The organism is Nonomuraea montanisoli (assembly GCF_013363975.1).
GTDB lineage: Bacteria > Actinomycetota > Actinomycetes > Streptosporangiales > Streptosporangiaceae > Nonomuraea > Nonomuraea montanisoli.
In genome coordinates this window covers 63,563-84,939 of the sequence record NZ_JABWGN010000006.1, presented here as the reverse complement: position 1 = coordinate 84,939, position 21,377 = coordinate 63,563, and the positions used below count along the sequence as shown (strand labels likewise).

Here is a 21,377-nt window from a genome sequence, read left to right as displayed (position 1 = left end):
CGCGACCGCCCGCCGGACCCGCCGCGAGCCCCCGCCACCGGCTCCGGGGGCGCGGCCGGTTCACCGGAGCGGCCCTCAGGGACGGCCGGTCCATCGGACCACCACGCCGAGCACCTGGTCCGCCCGCACCGTGCCGTAGTGGCGGGAGTCCCGGCTGCCCGCCGGGTTGTCGCCGAGCAGGACGAGCCGGCCGTGCGGGACCAGTCCGGACGGCTGCCGGTCCCAGGCGGGCAGGTGGGGCGGTTCGGGGTCCCCCGCGACAGCGGCGATCCGTTTGACCACCCAGCGGGTCCCCGCCGCGTTCCCCCCTTCGCCCGGCCGGCACGGCCCCGGCTCCTCGACCACCACGACGTCCCCCCGCCTCGGCACGGCGTCGGGTGAGCGCCGCACCCGCACCCGGTCACCGGGACGCAGCGTCGGCTCCATGCTCGGCCCGCTGACCGTCACCACGATCGTCCGTCCCCTCCGGCGCGTCACGGCCGCGGCGGCGAGCAACGACAGCAGGGCGACCAGCGTGATGACGAGCGTCGTCATCCGACCTCCTCGGCGGCGGGCGACCGGTATCCGGCGGCCTGCAGGTCGAAGAGCCGTGCGTACGCGCCGGCCCGCGCCATGAGCTGGTCGTGGCTGCCCTGTTCCACGACCCGCCCGCCGGACAGCACCACGATCGTGTCCGCCTCGCGCACCGCGCCCAGCCGGTGCGAGATGAGCAGGCTGGTCAGCCCGCGCCGGTGCTCGCCCAGCCGGGCGTGCACCTCGTGCTCCGCCTCGGCGTCCAGCGCGGAGCTGGGCTCGTCGAGGACGAGCAGGTCGGGCCGGTCGAGAACGAGTCCCCGGGCGATCGACAGCCGCTGCCACTGGCCGCCGGACAGCACCACGCCGGTGTCCGGGTCGGCCCGGTCGGCCTCGGAGAAGAACATCCTGGTCAGCATCGTCTCGTAGCCCTTCGGCAGAGCGGCCAGGACGTCGTGGACGCCGGCGCGCCGTGCCGCGGCCTCGATCCGCGCCCGCTCGTCCAGGGCGGTCACGTCGCCGATGGCGATGTTCTCGGCCGCCGTGAGCTCGTAGGCGACGGCGTCCTGGAAGACGGCCCGGATCCGGCGCCTCAGCTCGGCGGGGTCGAGGTCGCGCAGGTCGACGCCGTCCCACAGCACCGCGCCGCGGGTCGGGTCGTAGAGCCGGCACAGCAGCTTGACCACCGTGGTCTTGCCGGCTCCGTTGAGCCCCACCAGCGCCGTCGCGCGCCCGTGCGGCAGCACGAGGTTCACTCCCCGCAGCACCCACGGCTGGTCGTCGGCGTACCGGAACCACACGTCGCGCAGCTCGATCCCGCCGCGCAGCGGCCGGGCGGGCAGCGGCGCGCGCCTGACGGGCAGGTCAGGCGCCGCGTCCACGACGGCCAGGTAGTGGCCGAAGAGCAGGAGCGCCTGGTGGACGGACACGCCCTCGGCCACCACGCTCGACAGCGCGCCCTGGACGGCGGCGACCGCCGCGACGACCAGCGCCACGTCGCCGACCGTCAACGTCCCGGACACGGCCGAGCGGACCGCCGCGACCAGCAGCGCTCCCGCCACGGCGGCGGCGAGCGCCGCCAGCGAGCCCTGGAGCGCGAGCTGCCGCCGGTCCACGCCGCGGCCCGCGTCGTGGATCAGCTTGATCTCGGCCGCCATCCGCCGCCACAGGTACGGTCCCGCGCCGAACAGGCGCACCTCCTTGGCGGCCTGCGGGCTGACCAGCAGGTTGGAGTAGAAGATCTCGCGGCGTTCGGCCTGGCCGGTCTCCGCGATCATCGCCGCGCGACGGCGGCTCAGCGCCAGCTCGGCCAGCAGGGTCGGCACGGCGGCGAGCAGGACCGCGACGGCCATCCACGGGCCGAGGACGAGCAGGGTGCCGGCGAACCCGGCCACCGTCAGAACCCCCTGGACCACACCGAGGCCGCCCTCCACCACCATCCACGGGCTGGAGACGCCGCTGCTCCTCGCGATCTGCAGCCGGTCCAGGAACGCCGGGTCCTCGAACGGGCGCAGCCCCACGAACCGGTCCGCCGCCGCGTAGATCCGCGAGGTGGCCAGCAGTTGCACCCGCCGGTTGCTCTCGGCCCGCAGGTAGCGGACGGCGTGCGGCACCAGGGAGCCGGCGACTCCCACGACGGCGAGCGCGGCGGCGGGACCGGCCACGTCCGGCCACCGCACCTGCGCGGCGGCCAGCCGGTCGATCAGGACCTTCGTCAGCCAGGCTGCGGCCAGGGGCGACAGTCCTCCCACGGCCGCCAGCAGGACGTACGCGATGACCTGCCGCGGAGCGCCGGCCCGGACGAGGTCCAGCGCCCGCGTGAGCGAGCGGAACGACATGAGCGGTCGCGCTCAGCTCGCGGCCGGCACCGCGGCGGCGGCGTCCCGGCTCGCCACCGGCTCGAAGTCGAAACCGGACGCGCCCACCACTCCCCCTTCGACCAGGACGAAGGCCGGGAATCCGCTGACCCCGAACGCCCGCTGCAGCGGGCCCTGGTCGGGCTCCACCACGACCGTGGCGACCGGGAGGAGCTGCTCGACCACCTCCGCCGTGTCGTCCGGCGTCCCCACGACGACCGCCAGCACCTCGGCCGGGCCGCCGGGCCGGGTCGCCGCGTGCTCGGCGAACAGCGGCAGCCGCTCCTTGCAGGGCCCGCAGTGGGGCGAGAAGAACCCGACCAGGGGCCGTTCGCCCATCTCGGTCAGGGTGACGGACCGGCCGCCGACCTCGGCCGCCTCGAAGTGACCCACCGTGGCCCCCGCGGGTAGCGCGACATCCGTCCCGCCCACCCCGAGACGACCGCTGCGCAGGTCGGCCAGCTCGGCGGTGTGCTCGCGCAGCCGGCGCACGACACCGAAGGTGAACAGCAGATTGGCCAACGCCAGAACTCCGACGAGGATCAGGGCCGCGGTCTGGTACATCAGTGGTCCTCCACACGTGAAGCGGTAACAAGCAGACGAAGCGGTTGAGACAGGCGAAGCGGTTGAGGCAGGCGAAGCGGTGACAGGAGGCGCGGGCGCGCCAGGGCCGCGGCGAGCGGACCCCGGCGCGCCCTCACCGGTGGGACACTCAGCAGCCGAGGCCGACGTAGTAGCAGGGGCCGCACGGCTCGAGGTCGCAGCACGTCTTCTTGTACAGGCGCGGGCCTGAGCAGTAGCACGAGATGCTGTAGCAGTTCCGGATGGCGTGCGCGGTGGCCTTCGGCACGACGGCGTTGACCATGCGGTCGGCGAGTGCGCTGATCTGACGGGTCATGGTTCTCCTTCTGTGCGGCGCCGGCGGCCCATCGCGCGCCGGCGCGCCTTCATGGAACCCCGGGGCCCCGAGCTCCCACCAGGACGCTCAACCGGATCTTGAGCCTGACGTTGAACCGGACGTACCGTAAGGGCGTTAAGGGGCAGACATGGGGAGGCCGCCGGGGTGGAGGACGCGTACGGGATCCTGCTGCGACGGCACCGGCTCCGCCTCCACCTCACCCAGGAAGCGCTCGCCGAACGCGCGGGGATGAGCTCGCGCTCGATCGCGGAGATGGAGCGCAGTCCGGCCCGCGGCCCGCGGCCCCGTTCCGTCGAGCAGCTCGCGGCGGCGCTGGGGCTCACGGGAGCCGAGCGGGAGGAGTTCGTCGAGGCGGGCCGGGCCCTGTTCTGGGCCAGCCGGGCGGGACGCGACGCCCGCCGCCGGGCCCCCGCCGCCGGGACCCACCTGCCCGAGAGCCCCGGAAGGCCCGGCCCGCCCGCGTCCGCGTCCGCGCCCACCTCTGCGTCCGCGCACGCCTCTGCGTCCGTGTCCGCGTCCGGACGGGCCAAGCCCGCGGCCCCGGCGGCGCGCCGCGAACGCCCGCACGAGGACGGCGCCCGCGTCAGGGGCGGCCACGCGGACACCGGCGACGCGCCGGGCGGCACCCGCGGCGAGGAAGCGCACGGCGGAGAGGCGCACGACGCAGAGGCCTACCCCGGAGAAGCGCACCGCGGAGAAGCGCACGGCGGAGAAGCGCACGACGCAGAGGCCTACCCCGGAGAAGCGCACGGCGAAGATCCGTACCGCAGAGAGGCGTACCGCGGAGAGGCGTACCGCGGAGAGGCGTACCGCGGGAGCGTGCCCGGCGGAGGGGCGCCTCCTCCCCGGCAGCTCCCGGCCGATCTCCCCGACTTCGTCGGCCGCGGCGAGGAGCTCGCCGTGCTGCGCTCCGTCCTCGCCCCGGCCGGTCACCGCGCACGGCTGGCCGCCGTCTCCGGCCCTCCCGGCGTGGGCAAGACCGCGCTCGCCGTGCACGCCGGCCACGCGCTGGCGTCCCGCTTCCCCGACGGGCTGCTGTACGCGGCCCTTCGCGGCACCAGCGCCGACCCGGCCGACCCCGCCGAGGTGCTCGCCCAGCTCCTGCGCGTGCTCGGCGTGGCGGGCGCGGCGCTCCCCACTGGGCTCGACGACCTCGGCGGGCTGTTCCGTGACCGGACGGCGGGCCGGCGGGTGCTCCTCCTCCTCGACGACGCGGGCGGATACCGCCAGGTGGAGCCGCTGCTGCCGGCCAAGGACGTCGCGGTGCTGGTGACCAGCCGGCTGCCGCTCACCGGGCTGCCCGGGGTGACGTCCATCGACCTGCGGCCGCTGCCCGACGCGACCGCCGTCGAACTGCTGTCCCGGGTGGCGGGCAGCGCGCGGGTCCGGGCGGAGCCCGCCGCGACCGCCGAGCTGGTCTCGGCCTGCGGCGGGCTGCCGCTGGCGGTGCGGATCGTCGGGGCGCGGCTGGCCGCGCGTCCCCACTGGACGGCCGAGACGCTCAACCTGCGGCTGGCCGACGAACGCCGCCGCCTCGACGAGCTGTGCCACGGTGACCTGGCCGTCCGGCCGGTCCTGCACCTGGCGCGCCAGGCGCTCACCCCCGCCGCCGCCCGGGCGTTCGCGCTGCTGGGTGAGCCGGACATGCCGTCGTTCCCCGAATGGGCGGTGGCCGCGTTCCTCGGCACCGAGCCGGCGTCCGGAGCGGCCGTCCTGGAGGAGCTGCTCGACGCGAGGCTGCTGGAGTCACTCGGCCCCGACCAGGCGGGCCAGCCGCGCTACCGCTTCAACGAGGTCACGCGACTGTACGCGCGGGAACGCCGGCAGGCCGAGATCCGCGAGGCCGAGTGGAAGGACGCGCTGGCCCGCGCCGCCGGCGGCTGGCTGTCCCTGGCCAGGAAGGCCCAGGACCGCCTGCACTGCCTGCGCCTCCACCTCGACGACCGAGCCGTTCCCGCGGCTGTCGTCGATCCTCAGTCCGCCGGGGTCGCCGCGGCCCGGCCCATCGAGTGGTTCGAGGCGGAGCGGGAGGCGCTCGCCGCGATCGGATCGGCGTGCGCCGAGATCGGCCTGGCGGCTCTCGCGCGCTGCCTGGCCGGCTGCTGCGCCGACTTCCACGAGCTGCGCGGCTACTACGACGACTGGCGGCGCGCCACGCAGAGCGCCCACGCCGCCTGCCGGCGGGCCGGGGACCGCGCGGGCGAGGCGGCGATGCTGCGCGGGCTCGGCACCTGCCTCGTCGAACTGGACGACACGGACGCCGCCGCCGCGGCGCTGACCGCCGCGCGCGAGCTCTCGGAGGAGGTCGCGGACCTGGGCGGGGCGGCGATGGCGAGCGGCGAGATCGGACTCGTGCTGAGCCTGACGGGACGGCTCGACCAGGCGGAGGCCGAACTTCGTCAGGCCGTCGAACGGCTCGGGCAGGCCGGTCTGCCGCTGGCGAGGGCCACCGCGCTCACCAGTCTCGGGTTCATCCTGCGGCAGCGCGGCGAGACGGCCACCGCCGTGGACGTGGTCCGCTCCGCGCTGGACATCGCCCGCTCGTGCGGCGACCCGTTCGCGGAGGCGTACGTGCTCCGTGGCCTGGCCGGGGCCCTGCTGGCCCACGGCCGCCCGGGGGAGGCCGAGGGGGCCGCCCGCCAGGCCGCGATCCTGTTCGACCGGGTGGGCGATCCGATAGGCACCGCGCAGAGTCTCAGGTCCCTCGGCGAGGCCCTGTCCCAGCTGCCCGCCCCTTCCTCGGCCGCCTCCTGGGCCGCGTCGCCGCTCCTGGCGGAGGCGAAGGCGGCCCTCGGCACGGCGGCCGCCGTCTTCCGGGAACGCGGCCACCGCTGGGGGCTGGCGCTCACGGAGCTCAGCCTGGGAGAGATCGAGGCCCGCCAAGGGCTTCCGGAGGCGGCCGCCCGCCTGCGCCGCTCCCTCCGCTACTGGACCACCGAGCAGGTCCCCGCCCTGCGGGCCCGCACGCTGGTGGCCCTCGCCTCCGCGGCCGAGAACGACGGCGACCCCGCCGCGTGGGACCTGCTGCGGCAGGCGTACGGGCTCTACCGTGACCTGGCGTCACCGGCCGCCGCCGACCTCGCGGCCCGCCTCGGCATCCCCGACGGACCCCTTCCCCGGCCCTGAACCGGGCCGCGGTCCTGAACCGGGCCATGGCCCTGGACCGGGCCGCGGTCCTGGATCCGGCCGCGGTCCAGGCGTCCTGGACCGGGTCTCGGTCCTGGATCCGGCCGCGGTCCTGAACGCGGACTCGGTCCTGAGTCCGGCGCCCGGGCACTCGCGGCGGCACGCTCGTCCCGGCGGATCCGGAACGTCCGGGGGATCGGCCATATGTCCAGGCAGCCCCGTCCCCGGGGAGGACGCGCGAATGGACCCCAGGTCGGATGACAGCGCCTCCCGCGGGCCACAGGATGGGTGCCATGCCTGACATGCCCACCGTTCGCGAAGACCTCCAGGCGACGCTCGACGCGCGCCGCGACCTCGGGCCGGAGTACGAGGCGGCGCTGGTCGAGTCGTTCGCCGACCGGCTGGACGCCACGATCGCGGCCCGCGTCCAGGCCGAGCTGCACCGCCAGGTCCCGTTCTCCGGCCGTACGCGGCGCACGGGGCCGCCGCTGGTGTCGTTGGCCCTGGGCTCGATGGGGATCGGCATCCCGCTGACGGCCATCGCCGCGACCACCACGGGCCTGGTGGGCCTCGCGGTGACCTGGATCGCCATCGCGGTCATCAACGTGGCCGCCGCCATGGCGTACATGCGCCGCCCCTGACGCGGCCCACACGAGTGAGGAGAGGCTGCGGGCCCTCGCCACGAACCGCCCGCTGATCTGCCGACAAAGGAGGCCGTTCAGATCACGCAACGGGCACGACCGGCCCGCTCGCGTGGCGACCGAATGCCGAGCGGATGAGGTCATCCACTCCCCCGTCCGGTTCTCGATCATGGCGACGCTGGCCGCCGCCGACAAGGCAGAGTTCGCCTTCGTGCGCGACACCGTCGAGGTGAGCGACCCGGTGCTGTCCAAGCAGGCCGCCACGCTGGAGAAGGCGGGCTACGTCGAGATCACCAAGGGGTACGTCGGCAAGCGCCCGCGAACCTGGCTGTCGCTCACTGCCCAAGGCCGCCGCGCGTTCACCGCGCACATCGCGGCATTGCGCGCGATCACCGAACATACCCGCTGAGCGGACCAGACCAGATTTCGATCACCGAGATCCACGGGACACCCCCTCGGCCGTGCCGGCGTCGCCCCCGAAGTGCGGCACGACCATCTCGACCAGTTCGGCGACGTCGGCCTCGACCATCGGCTCGCCGGTCATGCCCATCCGGTGCAGCAGCGTCCCGACGACGACGTCGATGAAGAACAGCACCCGGCCGTCCGGCTCGCCGAGCGCCTCGCGGAGCGCGACCCGGTACGGCTCCTGCAGCCGCGCGGACAAGACCTTGCGCAGAGCCGGATCGCTCACGGCGTCGCTGAACACGCCCGCGAACGCGTCGCCCACCCCCGGCTCGCTGATCTTCGCCGCGATCCAGCGGACGGCCGAGGACATGAGCTCGGCCCGGCCGGCGCCCTCCAGCGGCACCGGGCCGAACGCGTCCAGCAGGCAGTCCACGACCAGCTCGCCCTTCGACGGCCAGCGACGGTAGATCGTCGTCTTGGCGACGCCGGCCGCGGCGGCGATGCGGTCGACGGTGGCACGCGCGTAGCCGAGCTCGTGGACCGCGCTCAGCGTCGCGGCGAACACCACGGCGTTGACGCCGGAGCGCGGGCGACCGGGTGGCCGGGCGGATGCGGTCGCTCGGGTCATGGTCACACGATAGCTCATTGCGCTACCGTTGGTATCGATACTTGAGGTAGCGAAACCGGGGAGCGAGGAAGAGACATGAGCAAGGTCACCGATACGGAGCGGCCGCCGCTGGGCATCCGGCTGATGCAGGCGATGGGGAAGGAGCCGGACTGGCTGGAGATGACGGCCGAGGAGCTGGCCGCCCTGCGCGAGACGGTGAACCGCAAGCGGGCCTCCCGCCTGGCCCGGGTGATCACCGGCTTCCCGGACCGCGGCGCCACGATCCGATGGCAGGAGGTGGAGCTGCCCGGCCGCGCGCTCAAGGTCCGGGTGTACCGGCCCTCGCCCGGCGGCCACGGCGAAGGCACCGGCCGGTCCGGCCTGCCGCTCGTGCTCCACGTGCACGGAGGCGGGTTCGTGGGGACGGCGGCGCAGAGCGACTGGGTGAACAGCCACCTCGCCGCGCGGCTGCCCGCGGTCGTCGTCTCGGTCGAGCACCGGCTCCTCGACCACGAGACTCCGCTGTCGGCGGCCGTCGACGACGGCTGGGACGTGCTCCGGCACGTGGTCCACCACGCCGCGCGGTGGGGGGTCGACCCGGCGCGGACCGCCGTCTTCGGGGAGAGCACCGGCTCCCTGATCACCGCCCTGGCCGCGATCCGGGCCAGGGAGTCGGGCCCGCTCCTGCGGGCGCAGGTGCTGGCCAACCCCGCCGTGGATCTGACCCCGACGGGGTTCGAGCACCCGTCGATCAGCCGGCACGCCGACAGCCCGACCCTCACCATGACGCAGATCCGGATGTTCCAGCGGCTCGCCGTCCCGGCGGGGACGGATCCTCGGACGCTGTCGCCGATACAGGCCGACGACCTGAGCGGGCTGGCCCCGGCGCTCGTCGTGGTGCCGACCATCGATCCGGTGGCCGATCACGGCCGCTGCTACGCCGAGCGGCTGCGCGCGGCCGGGACGCCGGCGCGGCTCGTCGAATATCCCGGGGCGACGCACGCGTTCCTCAGCATGCCGGGCGTGGTGCCGCAGGCGAAGGCCGCACGGGCGGAGATCACCGAGTTCCTGCGCGGGGCGCTCGCCGGGTGACGGGTCCGCCATGCCCGCCCATCGGCGGATGGCGTGACGTGCTCCCGTCGTCCCGGTCAGGGGACGGGTAGGGCCATCCCGGTCAGGGTAGGGGCGGGCCTGAGTGCGGGAGGACCTTTGTCGGGAGGGGCTCAGGCGTCGCGGTCGCGGCGCAGGCGGACCTCGGCCGCCAGCGTCTCGTCCTCGTGGTCCAACCCGTACGCCCAGACCTGCTCGGCGTCCTCGTCGCGCCCACGTAAGGGAAGCGTGCGGGCCAGCAGCTCGATGGCCAGCGCGCTCGTCCCGGCGTCGGCGCCGTCCTCGACCGCGCCCGCGAACTCGGCGCAGGCCAGCTCCAGGTGCGCGATCCCGAGCTGGACCCGCAGCCGCGGCACGGCCTCGGCGGGGGCGGCCTCCAGCGCGCCGAGCAGCACCTCGGCGGCCTCTCCTGGCTCACCTCGCTCCAGCAGCAACTCGGCGAGCTGCTGCGCGGCGTGCGCGGCCGTCTCCGCGTCGTCGCCGGCGACCGCCGCCGCCCCGGCCTCCCGCAGCGCCGTCTCGGCCTCGTCGAACGCCCCGGCCTCCGCGGCGAGCCGGGCCAGGGCCAGGTGGGCCAGCGGCACGTAGGCGGCCGTGCCGAGTCCCAGGACCGCCTGCCACGCGCCGCGCGCCTGCTCGGCGCGCCCCTCGCGCTCGAAGCCCTGGGCGAGGTGGCAGGCCGCCTGGGCCGCGTACTCGGGATGTCCCGTGGCGAGCGCCGTGCGGGCCGCGGCGCGGGCGCCCTCGACGTCGCCGCGTTCCTCCAGCACCACGGCCAGGCCGACCGCGGCCTGCGCCCGGTCGGGCTCGTCGGGATCGGCGGCCAGCTCGGCGAGGATGGCCGCGGCGGCGTCGAGGTCGCCGTCCTCGGCCAGGCGGCGGGCGGTGTCGAGAGGCGGTGTCCGCAACTCTGAGGACGTCAAAGAGGGCTCCTTCGGCGACGATCGGACCGAGCCTAACGAGTTCTGGCGATCATGTCTGCCGACTCCGCGCGGTTGGCCTGGCGGGGACGGGAACCGCACTCCCCCGCCACCCCGGCGGGGTCACCGCCCCACGAGCATCACGACGTGCGCTCCCCGGCATCCCCAAGGCACAAGGGGAAGCGAGGGTGGTGCGGGCGGGGGATGCAAGAGGGCGGGCCGCCGTGGCGTGCGTCGTGACACACGCGAGAAGGTGCCGCGGACACAGCGTGGCCCCTCCCCGCGACGCGGGAAGGGGCCACTCGGAGGGGGACGTCAGTCCTCGTACGCCTCCAGGGGCGGGCAGGAGCAGACGAGGTTGCGGTCGCCGTAGGCCTGGTCGATGCGGCGGACCGGCACCCAGTACTTGCCGTCGCGCAGCGAGGGCACCGGGTAGGCGGCCTCCGTGCGCGTGTACGGGTGGGTCCACTCGTCGGCCGCGACGGCCTCGGCGGTGTGCGGGGCGTTGCGCAGCGGGTTGTCGGCCTTGTCGTACTCGCCGGAGGCCACCTTGGCGATCTCGCCCCGGATGGCGATCATGGCGTCGGCGAACCGGTCGAGCTCGGCGACGTCCTCGCTCTCGGTCGGCTCGATCATGAGCGTGCCCGCGACGGGGAACGACATGGTCGGCGCGTGGAAGCCGTAGTCGATGAGCCGCTTGGCGACGTCGTCGACCGTGACGCCGGTCTCCTTGGTGATCTGGCGCAGGTCGATGATGCACTCGTGGGCCACGAGCCCCCCGCGCCCGGTGTAGAGCACCGGGTAGTGCGGGGCCAGGCGCCGGGCGAGGTAGTTGGCCGACAGGATGGCCTGCTCGGTGGCGGCGGTGAGGCCGTCGGAGCCCATCATGCGGATGTACGCCCACGAGATCGGCAGGATGCCGGCCGAGCCGTACGGGGCGGCCGAGACGGGGCCGACCGGCGAGCCGTCGCGCAGCGGGTGGCCGGGCAGGTACGCGGCGAGGTGGGCGCGCACGGCCACGGGGCCGACGCCGGGCCCGCCGCCGCCGTGCGGGATGCAGAACGTCTTGTGCAGGTTGAGGTGGGAGACGTCGGCGCCGAACTCACCGGGCTTGGCCAGGCCGACCAGCGCGTTGAGGTTGGCCCCGTCGACGTAGACCTGGCCGCCGGCGTCGTGGACCTTGGCGCAGATCTCGGTGATGGCCTCCTCGTACACGCCGTGCGTGGACGGGTAGGTCACCATGATCGCGGCGAGCGCGTCGCGGTGCTTGGTGATCTTGGCGTCGAGGTCGTCCAGGTCGACGTTGCCCTCGGAGTCGCAGGCCACCACGACCACGCGCATGCCCGCCATGACGGCGCTGGCGGCGTTGGTGCCGTGGGCCGAGGACGGGATGAGGCACACCTCGCGGCCGGTGTCGCCGTTGGCCACGTGATAGGCGCGGATGGCCAGCAGACCGGCCAGCTCACCCTGGGAACCGGCGTTGGGCTGGATGGAGACCGCGTCGTAGCCGGTGATCTCGGCCAGCCAGCGCTCCAGCGTCTCGACCAGCTCGACGTAGCCGCCGGCCTGCTCGATCGGCGCGTACGGGTGGATCGAGGCGAACTCGGGCCAGGTGATCGGCTCCATCTCGGTGCTCGCGTTGAGCTTCATCGTGCAGGAGCCGAGCGGGATCATGGACCGGTCGAGCGCGATGTCCTTGTCCTGGAGTTTGCGCAGGTAGCGCAGCATCGCGGTCTCGGAGTGGTGGGTGTGGAAGACCGGGTGGTCGAGGTAGCCGGACTCGCGGGCCAGGGCGGCGGGCAGCCGGTCGAGGCTCTCGTCGGCCACCAGCTCCCGCAGGTCGGCCAGGGAGGCGGAGTCGTGGCCCAGCGCCTCGCCGAAGGCCGTGGCGACCCGCTCCAGGTCGGCGGCGGTGGTGGTCTCGGAGCAGGCGACGGCGACCTGGTCGGCGTCGGCCGGCCACAGGTTGACCCCGCGCTCGGCGGCCAGGCGTACGACGTCGGCGGCCTTGCCGGGCACGCGGGCGAGCACGGTGTCGAAGAACTCGCCGTGGACGACCTCGACGCCGCCGCGGCGCAGCGCCTCGGCCAGGGCGGCGGCGTGCCGGTGGGTGCGGGCGGCGATGCGGCGCAGCCCCTCGGGCCCGTGGTAGACGGCGTACATGCCGGCGATGACGGCGAGCAGCACCTGGGCGGTGCAGATGTTGCTGGTGGCCTTCTCGCGGCGGATGTGCTGCTCGCGGGTCTGCAGCGCGAGCCGGTAGGCGGGGTCGCCGTCGGCGTCGACGGAGACGCCGACCAGGCGGCCGGGCATCTGCCGCTGCAGGCCCTCCTTCACCGACATGTACGCGGCGTGCGGCCCGCCGAAGCCGAGCGGCACGCCGAAGCGCTGGGTGGAGCCCACGGCGATGTCGGCGCCGAGCTCGCCCGGCGCGGCGACGATGGTGAGGGCGAGCAGGTCGGCGGCGGCCACGACGAGGGCGCCGGAGGCGTGGGCGGCCTCGGCGACCGCGCGGAAGTCGCGCAGGCGGCCCGAGGCGCCGGGGTACTGGACGAGCACGCCGAAGCACTCGGGCAGCTCGCCGTCCAGGGGGTGCTCGACGAGCTCGATGCCGAGCGGCTCGGCGCGGGTGGCGAGCACCGCCTTGGTCTGCGGCAGCGTGTCGGCGTCGACGACGAACACGTTGCTCTTGGCCTTGCCGGCCCGCCGGGCCAGCGTCATCGCCTCGGCGGCGGCGGTGCCCTCGTCGAGCAGGGAGGCGCCGGCCACGGGCAGGCCGGTCAGGTCGGAGACGACGGTCTGGAAGTTGAGCAGCGCCTCCAGCCGGCCCTGGGAGATCTCGGGCTGGTACGGGGTGTAGGCGGTGTACCAGCCGGGGTTCTCCAGCAGGTTGCGGCGGATGACCGCGGGCGTGATCGTCTCGTGGTAGCCGAGGCCGATCATGGAGGTGAGGACCCGGTTGCGGCTCGCCAGGGCGCGCAGCTCGGCGATCACCTCGGTCTCGCCGGCCGCGGCGGGCAGCTTGAGCCGGTCCTTGGCCCTGATGGCCTCGGGCACGGCCACCGCCACGAGGTCGGCCACGGACTCGAAGCCCACGGCCTCGAGCATGCGCTGCTGCTCGGTGGCGGACGGGCCGATGTGCCGGGTCGAGAACGGCGGAGCTGTCAGGTCGGTCATGAGAGGTGCCTCCCGAGGCTGTGGAGACCGGCGCCAGGGCGCGGGCGAGTGCCGGGTCTCCCCCTCTGTCATGCGAACCTGAGAGCTTCACCCCGGAGGGCTTGCACCGTCGGTGAGGCGCGTCTGGCGGACGCGCCTGCTTTCCAGAGTCGCCTCACCCGAGCGGTACAGGTGCCTGAGAGATTCCGGGGAGGGTTGCTCCTTCGGCGCCCCTGGGACGATGCCCGGGGACTCTCCCGCACGGGGTCGTCAGCCTTGCGCCTCTAAGATTACTACCCCGTGCGGCGCGCGCGCCGCCGCCGGGCCAGCTCGTCAGCGGGATGGTCGGCCGGGACGGAGTCCGCGACCGCCGCCCGTTCCCCCGGCAGCTCCGCGAGGGACCCCTCGACCTCGCGCCACACCCGGCCGAGGGCTATGCCGAAGACGCCCTGCCCGCCCTGCAGCAGGTCGATCACCTCGTCGGCCGAGGTGCACTCGTAGACGCTGACGCCGTCGCTCATGAGCGTGATCTGGGCGAGGTCGGCCACGCCGCGGTCACGCAGGTGCTGCACGGCCGTACGGATCTGCTGGAGGGAGACCCCGGTGTCGAGGAGCCGTTTGACGACCTTGAGCACCAGGATGTCGCGGAAGCTGTAGAGCCGCTGGGAGCCGGAGCCCTGCGCCGCTCTTATCGTGGGCTCGACCAGTCCGGTGCGCGCCCAGTAGTCCAGCTGCCTGTAGGTGATGCCGGCCGCCGCGCAGGCCGTCGGGCCGCGGTATCCGATGTCACCCGGCAGCGCCGACGGCCGCTCGTCGAAGAGCAGGCCCTGCTCCCCGGCACGCTGCCGCGCGCTCTCGCGCCGCACCGAATCTTCCTGGCCGGCCGTCTTTCCCTCGCCGCTGCTGACCGCCACGCGGACCTCCGGCTTTCTCTCATCCCGTGACCTGATCTGGGGGTTCGTAAAAAGGCGGCCACGGGTTTCACTTGCACCGTAGGACCGTGACCATGCTCAGTCAACGATCCGGCTCGGCGCGTCGTGAAGCGTAAATGCACTGAAATACCTACCCCGCCCGGCCGAAGTCCTCGGGGGTGATCGTGTCAAGGAACTCCCTGAACTTCTCCACCTCGTCCTCCTGGTCGTCGGGGATGATCACTCCGGCCTCCTGGACGACCTCCTCGCTGGCGAAGATGCGCGCCCCCGTGCGCAGCGCCAGGGCGATCGAGTCGGACGGCCGGGCGCTGACCTCCACGCCGTTGGAGAACACCAGGTCGGCGAAGAAGATGCCGTCGCGCAGGGCGACGATGTTGACGGCGCGCAGGCCGACACCGAGAGCGCTCAGCACGTCCCTGAACAGGTCGTGCGTCAGCGGCCGGGGCGGGGGCTCCTCCGCCTGGGCCAGCGCGATGGCCGTGGCCTCGGTCATGCCGATCCAGATGGGCAGGAACCGCTCCCCGTGTGCCTCCTTGAGCAGGACGATCGGCTGATTTGTGGGCATCTCTACCCGAACGCCCACGACCTCCATCTGCAACACGGGCTGCTCCGTATTCGACTGGCCGGCGACCCGGCACAGCTCATTGCTGGTTCGCTTATGCATTTCAACGTAACACCCGGCGGGTGCCGTATGTCCGCCGGTGCGGCCCCGAATCTGCCCGAAGCGCTCACCCGTGCGGGGCGGCGCGGTTCAGCCCCTCAGCACGGTGCGCACGCCGTCGCGCAGCAGCGCGGCGTGCAGGTCGAGCAGCAGCGCCGACAGCTCCCTGGCCGCCTCGTCGGCCTCGCCGATCGCGCCCGGGGCCCGGCGTCTGAGCACCGGCGCGACCGCCTGCTCGACCAGGCCGCACTCGCGCTCGGCCGCCGCCTTGACGGCGCGCAGGTGGCGGGCGTGCAGGCCGAAGCGGGCCAGCGAGCCGACGGCCCGCGCCACGGCCAGCGCGTTGTCGTCGTAGCGCCGGGCGCGGGCCGCGAGCAGGCCGTAGTCCTCCAGCTCGGTGAGCGTCTCGTCGTCGATCCCGGCCTGCTCCAGCAGCTCGGCGCGGCTGAGCCGGACCTCCGGCTCGGCGGAGCCGGCGTCCGGGACGGCGCGCGGGCGGCCGAAGTCCTCGGCCATCTTGTCCTTGATCACCCGCAGCGGCAGGTAGTGGTCGCGCTGCTCGGTGAGGATGTAGCGCAGCTGCTCCACGTGCAGGTGGGTGAACTTGCGGAACCCCGAGGGGCTGCGCTCCGGCTCGATGAGCCCCTCACCCTCCAGGAAGCGGATCTTGGAGATCGTGACGTCGGGGAACTCGACCCGCAGGAGGGCCAGCACCTCGCCGATGCTCATGTGCGAGCGCGCCGCCTGCGCGGTCATGCGACCTCCTCCGTCGACCCCGTGGACGCGCGCGGGAGCGCGTCCACGGGTCGCTCGCTGCGCTCGCTCATGCGCCGGCGGCGGTCCGCATCAGGAACAGCAGCCGGAACTTGCCGATCTGTACCTCGTCGCCGGAGTGCAGCGGCACCTCCTCGATGCGCTCCCTGTTGACGTAGGTGCCGTTGAGGCTGCCCACGTCGCGCACGGAGAACTGGCCGCCCCGGTGCCGGTAGAACTCGACGTGGCGGCGCGAGACCGTGATGTCGTCGAGGAAGATGTCGCTCTCGGGATGGCGGCCCGTGGTGGTGAGGTCCTTGTCGAGGCGGAACCGGCTCCCCTGGTTGGGACCCCTGGTCACGGTGAGCAACGCCGTCCCGGGCGGGAGCTGCTCCACCAGCGCCCGCTCGGCGAGGAGCATGTCGCCGGTCTCAGCCTCGTACGCCTCGATTCCCGCGACGGAGATCGTCGACGTGGTGTCCCCGGCGACCTCGGGTCTGGTCAGCGGTGACCCACAACGGGAACAGAAACGGGCATCCTCGGGGTTGGCGTGCCCGCACTGCGTGCAGTAGACGCTCGGCATCGATCGGCTCGGCCTCCTACCGCGAAGACGCGGCGACGGTGCTCGGCGCGCCTCGCTTCGCTCTTCAAGTTTGCGAATGCCGCAACTTACGCTGCTGAACGGCAAAGGTCAAGGCGGGGCGCTGGACGACAGGTTCGGACGGTGACAAAGTTACCGCCGCCCGCGCCTGATGGTCCATGCCGCCGCGCGTTTCCACAATACGATCTTGCCGGGCCCGGCGCGAACCCCTGGGGCCGTTACACGCGGTGACATTCCTCTCAAGAGCTGCCCAAAAGGAGCCCCACCGGGACTCTGGGGCGCTCCGCCCCGTCAGGACGTGCTACGCGCCCCGGTCAGGACGCGCTCTGCGCCCCGGTCAGGACGCGCCGGATTCGACGATGCGCGCCCAGCGCTCGACGAGGGCCTGCGCCGTGTCGACGTCGTGGGCCTCGGCCCACAGGTCGGTGACCGGCTCCGTGGCGGCGGGGATGATCAGCACCCAGCTCCCGTCCTCGCCGACGACCCGCACCCCGTCGGTCGTGTCGATGCGGTGCCCCTCGGCGGACGCCTCCACGGCCTCGATGACCGAGCGCATGACCGCGCCCTTGGCCGCCCAGCGCGTCGGCACGGTGCGCTTGAGCAGCTTGGCCTCGGGGATGCGGGCGTCGATCTGGCTGAGCGAGAGCCGGGTGCGGGCCACCAGGCCGAGCAGCCGCATGAACGCCGCCAGGCCGTCGACGGCCGGGCTGAACTCGGGCACGACGAAGCCGCCCCGCCCGTCGCCCGCGAAGATCATGTCCTCGCCGGCGGCGGCCGAGGTGAGGGCGTCCAGGGCGGTCGGGGTCCACTGCACCTGCACGCCGTGGAAGCGGCACACCTGCTCGGCCACCCGGGTGGTGGTGACGGGCAGCGCCACCTGGCCGCCCTGGCGCTCGGCGGCCACCAGGTCGAGCACCACGAGCAGGGCGCGCTCCTCGCCGATGAGCTGTCCCATCTCGTCCACCAGCGCGATCCGCTCGCCGACCGGGTCGAAGCGGACGCCGAACGCGGCGCGCGAGGAGCTGACCAACTCCGAGAGGCGTTGCAGGTCGCGGCGGCGCTCGGCGAGCGTCTCGGTCGGCGAGGCGTCGTCGAGCCGGGCGTTGACGGTCAGCACCTCGACGCCGACGCGGCCGAGCAGGGTCGGCAGGACCAGCGAGGAGGTGCCGCCCGCGCAGTCGACGACGACCTTCATGCCGGCGATGCCGCTCATGTCGACCCGGCGCAGCAGCTCGTGGGTGTAGTCCTCGACGACCCGCGCCGGGTAGTGCAGCTCGGCGATCTCGCCGGGGAAGGCCCGGCGGAACTCCTGGCGGGAGAAGACGCGCTCCAGCTTGCGCTGGGCGCCGGCGGGCAGGTCGGCGCCCCGGTCGTCCATGATGACGATGTCCACGCTCTGCGGGTCGCCGGCGGTGGTGCGCAGGGCGATGCCGCCGGCGGCCGAGTCGCGGGCGGTGTGGAAGCGGGCCACCGGCAGCGGGGCGGCCTCCAGGTCGAGCACGTTGATGGCGCTGGCGGTGAGCGCGCTGATCACGGCCCGCTTGAGCGCCCTGGCCGCGAGCGAGGCGTCGCGCGAGGTGACGACGTGCGCGCCCTTCTTCAGGGTGGTGGCGTACGCGCTGGCCAGCCGTACGCACAGCTCGGGGGTGATCTCGACGTTGACCAGGCCGCTGACGCCGCGCGGGCCGAACAGGTTGCGCTGGCCGCGCGACTCCCAGATGACGCTGGTGTTGACGACGGCCCCGGCCTCGATGGTCTTGAACGGGTAGACCTTGACGCCGCTGGAGACGTACGCCTCGGGCTCGATGACGCACTCGTCGCCGATGACGGCGTTCTCCTCGATGCGGGCGCCCGTCATGATGTCGGTGCTCTTGCCGACGACGCAGCCGCGCAGGTGGGCGCCGGGGCCGAGGTAGACGTTGTCGTGGACGACGGCCCTGTGCAGGAAGGCGCCCTCGCGCACGACCGCGTTGTTGCCGAGGACGGTGTACTCGCGCAGCTCGGCGCCCGCCTCGACCTTGGCGTAGTCGCCGATGAGCAGCGGGCCCTTCAGCGTCGCGTCGGGGTCGACGGAGGCCGACTCGGCGACCCAGACGCCCGGCGACAGCTCGAAGCCGCCGATGTCCAGTCTGACCTTGCCGGACAGGGCGTCGGCCTGGGCCTTGAGGTAGCTCTCGTGGGTGCCGACGTCCTCCCAGTAGCCGTCGGCGACGTAGCCGAAGATGGGGGCGCCGCTCGCCAGCAGGCGGGGGAAGACGTCGGAGGACCAGTCGACGGGCTCCCCGGAGGCCACGTGGTCGAGGACCTCGGGCTCCATGACGTACACGCCGGTGTTGACGGTGTCGGAGAAGACCTGGCCCCAGGTCGGCTTCTCCAGGAAGCGCTGCACGCGGCCGGCCTCGTCGATGATGACGATCCCGAACTCCAGCGGATTCGGCACCCGCTTCAGCCCGATGGTAATGAGAGCGCCATTTTCTCGGTGAAAACGCACCATATCCGACAAATCGATATCGGTGAGGGCGTCGCCGGAGATGACCAGGAAGCGGTCGTCCCGGAGGCGGTCGGCGGCGTTCTTGACGCTTCCCGCGGTGCCCAGCGGGACGTCCTCGGTGGCGTACTGGAGGCTCATGCCGAGCTCGTCGCCGTCGCCGAAGTAGTTGCGCACGAGCGCGGCCAGGAACTGGAGCGTCACCACCGTCTCGGTCACCCCGTGCCGCTTGAGCAGGCGCAGCACATGCTCCATGATCGGCCGGTTGACCACCGGAAGCAGCGGCTTGGGCTGGTTGGCGGTCATCGGTCGCAGCCGAGTGCCCTCCCCGCCCGCCATGACGACCGCCTTCACCCGATCACTCCTTCGTGGTCGCAGTTACGAGCCGGCGTACCTGAACGACGTACAACACACCCGCCCACCAGTACAGACCTGTTCCCCATACGGCGAAGGCCCATCCCGTGACGCGCGCCATCTCGGCATACCACCCCGTGTGGGAGGCGAGGAAGAGGAGCGGGAAGGCGTACATGAGATTGAACATGGCGGCCTTGCCGAGGAAATGCACCTGGAGTGCCCGGTAACCGTGTTTACGGAGTACGGGGATGAAACAGGCGACGAAGAGCTCGCGCGCCAGGATGAGGGCGACCAGCCACCACGGGATGATGTCGCGCACCAGCAGCGCCACGATGGTCGAGAACACGTACAGCTTGTCGGCGGCCGGGTCGATGATCCGGCCGAGCCTGCTGGTCTGGTTGAACGCGCGGGCGATCTTGCCGTCGAGCCAGTCGGTGAACCCCGCCACCGCCAGCACGGCGATGGCCCACCCGTCCGCCTTCGGCCCGAGGACCAGCCAGAGGAAGACGGGCACGCCGAGGAGTCGCAGGAAGCTCAGCAGGTTGGGGACCGTCCAGATGCGGTCCTCGGCGGAAGTTTCGCTCACGGTGCAGACCCTACTGCGTCGTAACCGCTCGGCAGCGGGCCCGTCCGCGCCTCCCCGGGGCCGTCCGCGCCCGCCGGTGCGGGGACGCCTCAGAGCCCTGCCGGGCGTACGCGGAGCCTCAGAGGCGGAGGAAGGCGTGGGTGCGGCCGGCCGTGCGGAAACCCAGGCGGGTGTAGAAGTCCTTGGGCCAGTCCTCCTCGGCGGCGATCAGGAAGATCGGCTCGCAGCCGGCGGCCTCGGCGAGCAGGGCGCGCAGGAGGGCGCGGGCGTGGCCGCGGCCCCGGTGGCGGGTGCCGGTGTGGACGCTCTCGATCTGGGCGACGCCGTCCTGGACGTACAGCTCGGCGCGGGCCGCGATCTCGCCGTCGCCGGCGCGCACGCCGCGGAAGCGGACCACGTCGGCGCCGCGCCGCCGTTCCGCCACGCGCAGCGCGAGCTGCTCGACGGAGTCGTCGGGGACGTTGGGCAGAGCCTCGCGCCAGTCGTGGCGCAGGACGGGCACCAGCTCCTCCAGCGTCAGCTCCTCCGCCGGCGGCGCGTCCGCGGGCGGGACGCCACGGAAGACCATGACGAGGTTGGTCTCGTGGTCGTAGCCCGCCGCGGCGAAGGCGGGGGCGTACGCGGCGCCCAGGGTGTCGTCGTCCACGCACACGTAGCGGTGGCGGCGCCCGGCCAGCACCTCGTCGGCGGCCCGCAGCACCTCCTCCGGCAGGACGGCGCCGCCCGGCCGCGCGGGGGCGGGGATGACGAGGCGGTTGTCGTCGTGGGAGGCGGGGTAGCGGTCGTTCAGCACGGCGAAGCCGCCGGGCGCCTCCAGCACGCGGCCCGCCTTGCGCCGGGCGAAGGCGTGGGTGAAGGCGAGGACCCGGTCCAGCTCCGCGTCACGGTCGCGCGGGCTGTCATCGCGCGGCCCACCATCGCGCGGGCCGTCATCCTTGGGCCCGTCATCGCGCAGGCCGCCGTCATGCAGGCCGTCGCCCCTCGGCCACCCATCGCGCGGGGCGCCGTCACGTAGGCCGCCGTTGCGTAGGCCGCCGTTGCGTAGGCCGTCGTCGCGCGGGCCGCCGTCGAGGGGGCTCGGCCGGGCGGGTCCGGGGGCCGGGGACGCGTGCGGGTCCTCGCCGGTGGCCGGGCCAGGAGCGGGGTGGGTGGTCATCGAGCGCCCCGGGCCGCGGCGACGAAGTCGCGGATCAGCCCCGGGTCCTTGACGCCCGGCGCCACCTCGACGCCGCTCGACACGTCCACCCCCCACGGCCGGGCCGCCTCGATCGCGGTGGCCACGTTGGCCGGGTCGAGGCCGCCCGCCAGCAGCCAGCGGCCCGAGGGACGGCCGCGCACGGCCGCCCAGTCCCACGGCTCCCCCGAGCCGGGGCGGGGCGCGTCGACGATGAGCAGGTCCTCGTCGTAGGCGCCGCACCGCAGGTCGGCCTCGGCGTCCACGGCCCGTACCAGGGTCAGCCCGAGGTCCTTCAGCGCCGTGAAGTCGGCGTGCGGGTGGTGCCCGTGCAGCTGCACGGCCCGGAGGCCGGCGGCGAGGGTCGCCGCGCGCACCTGGGCCGGGTCCTCGCCGCGGAAGACGCCCACGGTGAGCACGTGGGCGGGCACCAGCGCGGCCAGCTCCGCCGCCCGTTCGGGGGTGACCCGGCGCGGGCTGCGGGTCAGCACGAACCCGATGGCGTCCGCGCCCGCCTCGACGGCCGTCTCCACGTGGCCGGGCTCGCTGAGCCCGCAGATCTTCACATGCACACG

At 73.7% G+C, this 21,377-nt stretch carries 19 protein-coding genes and 1 riboswitch; of the genes, 4 read left to right on the top strand and 15 right to left on the bottom strand.

Going from position 1 to position 21,377, the window contains the following annotated elements:
* Positions 1 to 75: 75 nt before the first annotated feature.
* The 4 genes from HTZ77_RS15900 to HTZ77_RS15885 form a co-directional block, all read right to left on the bottom strand.
* Positions 76 to 534: a S26 family signal peptidase gene (locus HTZ77_RS15900; RefSeq protein WP_175590375.1), complete on the bottom strand. Its 459-nt coding sequence runs from the start codon at positions 532 to 534 to the stop codon at positions 76 to 78.
* Positions 531 to 2,351: an ABC transporter ATP-binding protein gene (locus HTZ77_RS15895; protein WP_175590374.1), complete on the bottom strand. Its 1,821-nt coding sequence runs from the start codon at positions 2,349 to 2,351 to the stop codon at positions 531 to 533. The genes HTZ77_RS15900 and HTZ77_RS15895 overlap by 4 nt, the downstream gene beginning before the upstream one ends.
* Positions 2,352 to 2,363: 12 nt before the next feature.
* On the bottom strand, positions 2,364 to 2,933 hold the full coding sequence (locus HTZ77_RS15890) for a TlpA family protein disulfide reductase (protein ID WP_175590373.1): 570 nt from the start codon (positions 2,931 to 2,933) through the stop codon (positions 2,364 to 2,366).
* 148 nt (positions 2,934 to 3,081) lie between these two features.
* Positions 3,082 to 3,267, bottom strand: coding sequence for a hypothetical protein (locus HTZ77_RS15885; RefSeq protein WP_175590372.1), 186 nt, complete (start codon positions 3,265 to 3,267; stop codon positions 3,082 to 3,084).
* Positions 3,268 to 3,432: 165 nt separating this feature from the next.
* Between HTZ77_RS15885 and HTZ77_RS15880 the strand changes: the two genes are divergently transcribed.
* The 3 genes from HTZ77_RS15880 (at position 3,433) to HTZ77_RS15870 (ending at position 7,464) form a co-directional block, all read left to right on the top strand.
* Positions 3,433 to 6,414 carry a tetratricopeptide repeat protein gene (locus tag HTZ77_RS15880; protein WP_175590371.1) on the top strand — a complete coding sequence of 994 codons (2,982 nt, stop codon included), beginning with the start codon at positions 3,433 to 3,435 and terminating at the stop codon, positions 6,412 to 6,414.
* 302 nt (positions 6,415 to 6,716) lie between these two features.
* Positions 6,717 to 7,055 carry a hypothetical protein gene (locus tag HTZ77_RS15875; protein WP_175590370.1) on the top strand — a complete coding sequence of 113 codons (339 nt, stop codon included), beginning with the start codon at positions 6,717 to 6,719 and terminating at the stop codon, positions 7,053 to 7,055.
* Between the two features lie 112 nt (positions 7,056 to 7,167).
* Entirely contained in the window at positions 7,168 to 7,464 is a 297-nt protein-coding gene (locus tag HTZ77_RS15870) for a winged helix-turn-helix domain-containing protein (protein ID WP_328808607.1), read from the top strand.
* Between the two features lie 21 nt (positions 7,465 to 7,485).
* Here the strand turns inward: HTZ77_RS15870 and HTZ77_RS15865 are convergent, their stop codons facing one another.
* Positions 7,486 to 8,088, bottom strand: a complete 603-nt coding sequence (locus HTZ77_RS15865) for a TetR/AcrR family transcriptional regulator (protein ID WP_175590368.1) — start codon at positions 8,086 to 8,088, stop codon at positions 7,486 to 7,488.
* A 75-nt stretch (positions 8,089 to 8,163) separates the two neighbouring features.
* On the opposite strand from HTZ77_RS15865, the gene HTZ77_RS15860 reads away from it, so the two are divergent.
* A complete protein-coding gene (locus tag HTZ77_RS15860) occupies positions 8,164 to 9,159 on the top strand; it encodes an alpha/beta hydrolase (RefSeq protein ID WP_175590367.1) in 996 nt (331 codons plus the stop codon).
* Between the two features lie 131 nt (positions 9,160 to 9,290).
* Here the strand turns inward: HTZ77_RS15860 and HTZ77_RS15855 are convergent, their stop codons facing one another.
* The 10 genes from HTZ77_RS15855 to HTZ77_RS15810 form a co-directional block, all read right to left on the bottom strand.
* Positions 9,291 to 10,100: a tetratricopeptide repeat protein gene (locus HTZ77_RS15855; protein ID WP_175590366.1), complete on the bottom strand. Its 810-nt coding sequence runs from the start codon at positions 10,098 to 10,100 to the stop codon at positions 9,291 to 9,293.
* A 312-nt stretch (positions 10,101 to 10,412) separates the two neighbouring features.
* Positions 10,413 to 13,274: an aminomethyl-transferring glycine dehydrogenase gene (gene gcvP / locus HTZ77_RS15850; protein WP_175590365.1), complete on the bottom strand. Its 2,862-nt coding sequence runs from the start codon at positions 13,272 to 13,274 to the stop codon at positions 10,413 to 10,415.
* A gap of 153 nt (positions 13,275 to 13,427) precedes the next feature.
* A riboswitch (glycine riboswitch) is annotated at positions 13,428 to 13,523 on the bottom strand.
* Positions 13,524 to 13,546: 23 nt separating this feature from the next.
* On the bottom strand, positions 13,547 to 14,167 hold the full coding sequence (locus HTZ77_RS15845) for a MerR family transcriptional regulator (RefSeq protein ID WP_175590364.1): 621 nt from the start codon (positions 14,165 to 14,167) through the stop codon (positions 13,547 to 13,549).
* Between the two features lie 148 nt (positions 14,168 to 14,315).
* Positions 14,316 to 14,786 carry a bifunctional nuclease family protein gene (locus tag HTZ77_RS15840; RefSeq protein ID WP_090771501.1) on the bottom strand — a complete coding sequence of 157 codons (471 nt, stop codon included), beginning with the start codon at positions 14,784 to 14,786 and terminating at the stop codon, positions 14,316 to 14,318.
* A gap of 150 nt (positions 14,787 to 14,936) precedes the next feature.
* Positions 14,937 to 15,602: a transcriptional regulator FtsR gene (gene ftsR, locus HTZ77_RS15835; RefSeq protein WP_175590363.1), complete on the bottom strand. Its 666-nt coding sequence runs from the start codon at positions 15,600 to 15,602 to the stop codon at positions 14,937 to 14,939.
* Positions 15,603 to 15,669: 67 nt separating this feature from the next.
* Positions 15,670 to 16,182 carry an FHA domain-containing protein gene (locus HTZ77_RS15830; protein WP_175590362.1) on the bottom strand — a complete coding sequence of 171 codons (513 nt, stop codon included), beginning with the start codon at positions 16,180 to 16,182 and terminating at the stop codon, positions 15,670 to 15,672.
* A gap of 355 nt (positions 16,183 to 16,537) precedes the next feature.
* Entirely contained in the window at positions 16,538 to 19,042 is a 2,505-nt protein-coding gene (locus HTZ77_RS15825; protein WP_175590361.1) for a sugar phosphate nucleotidyltransferase, read from the bottom strand.
* 4 nt (positions 19,043 to 19,046) lie between these two features.
* A complete protein-coding gene (locus HTZ77_RS15820; protein ID WP_175590360.1) occupies positions 19,047 to 19,628 on the bottom strand; it encodes a CDP-alcohol phosphatidyltransferase family protein in 582 nt (193 codons plus the stop codon).
* Between the two features lie 118 nt (positions 19,629 to 19,746).
* The gene (locus HTZ77_RS15815; RefSeq protein ID WP_175590359.1) at positions 19,747 to 20,784 is read right to left on the bottom strand and encodes a GNAT family N-acetyltransferase; all 1,038 of its coding nucleotides are present in this window, start codon (positions 20,782 to 20,784) and stop codon (positions 19,747 to 19,749) included.
* Positions 20,781 to 21,374, bottom strand: coding sequence for a phosphoribosylanthranilate isomerase (locus HTZ77_RS15810; RefSeq protein WP_175590358.1), 594 nt, complete (start codon positions 21,372 to 21,374; stop codon positions 20,781 to 20,783). Before HTZ77_RS15810 ends, HTZ77_RS15815 begins: the two co-directional genes overlap by 4 nt.
* Positions 21,375 to 21,377 lie beyond the last annotated feature (3 nt).

Coding starts and splice junctions, on each gene's coding strand:
- HTZ77_RS15885 (WP_175590372.1), bottom strand. CDS start 3,267: ATGACCCGTCAGATCAGCGCACTCGCCGACCGCATGGTCAACGCCGTC.
- HTZ77_RS15895 (WP_175590374.1), bottom strand. CDS start 2,351: ATGTCGTTCCGCTCGCTCACGCGGGCGCTGGACCTCGTCCGGGCCGGC.
- HTZ77_RS15860 (WP_175590367.1), top strand. CDS start 8,164: ATGAGCAAGGTCACCGATACGGAGCGGCCGCCGCTGGGCATCCGGCTG.
- HTZ77_RS15890 (WP_175590373.1), bottom strand. CDS start 2,933: ATGTACCAGACCGCGGCCCTGATCCTCGTCGGAGTTCTGGCGTTGGCC.
- ftsR (WP_175590363.1), bottom strand. CDS start 15,602: ATGACCGCGCAGGCGGCGCGCTCGCACATGAGCATCGGCGAGGTGCTG.
- HTZ77_RS15900 (WP_175590375.1), bottom strand. CDS start 534: ATGACGACGCTCGTCATCACGCTGGTCGCCCTGCTGTCGTTGCTCGCC.
- HTZ77_RS15815 (WP_175590359.1), bottom strand. CDS start 20,784: ATGACCACCCACCCCGCTCCTGGCCCGGCCACCGGCGAGGACCCGCAC.
- HTZ77_RS15830 (WP_175590362.1), bottom strand. CDS start 16,182: ATGCCGAGCGTCTACTGCACGCAGTGCGGGCACGCCAACCCCGAGGAT.
- gcvP (WP_175590365.1), bottom strand. CDS start 13,274: ATGACCGACCTGACAGCTCCGCCGTTCTCGACCCGGCACATCGGCCCG.
- HTZ77_RS15865 (WP_175590368.1), bottom strand. CDS start 8,088: ATGACCCGAGCGACCGCATCCGCCCGGCCACCCGGTCGCCCGCGCTCC.
- HTZ77_RS15875 (WP_175590370.1), top strand. CDS start 6,717: ATGCCCACCGTTCGCGAAGACCTCCAGGCGACGCTCGACGCGCGCCGC.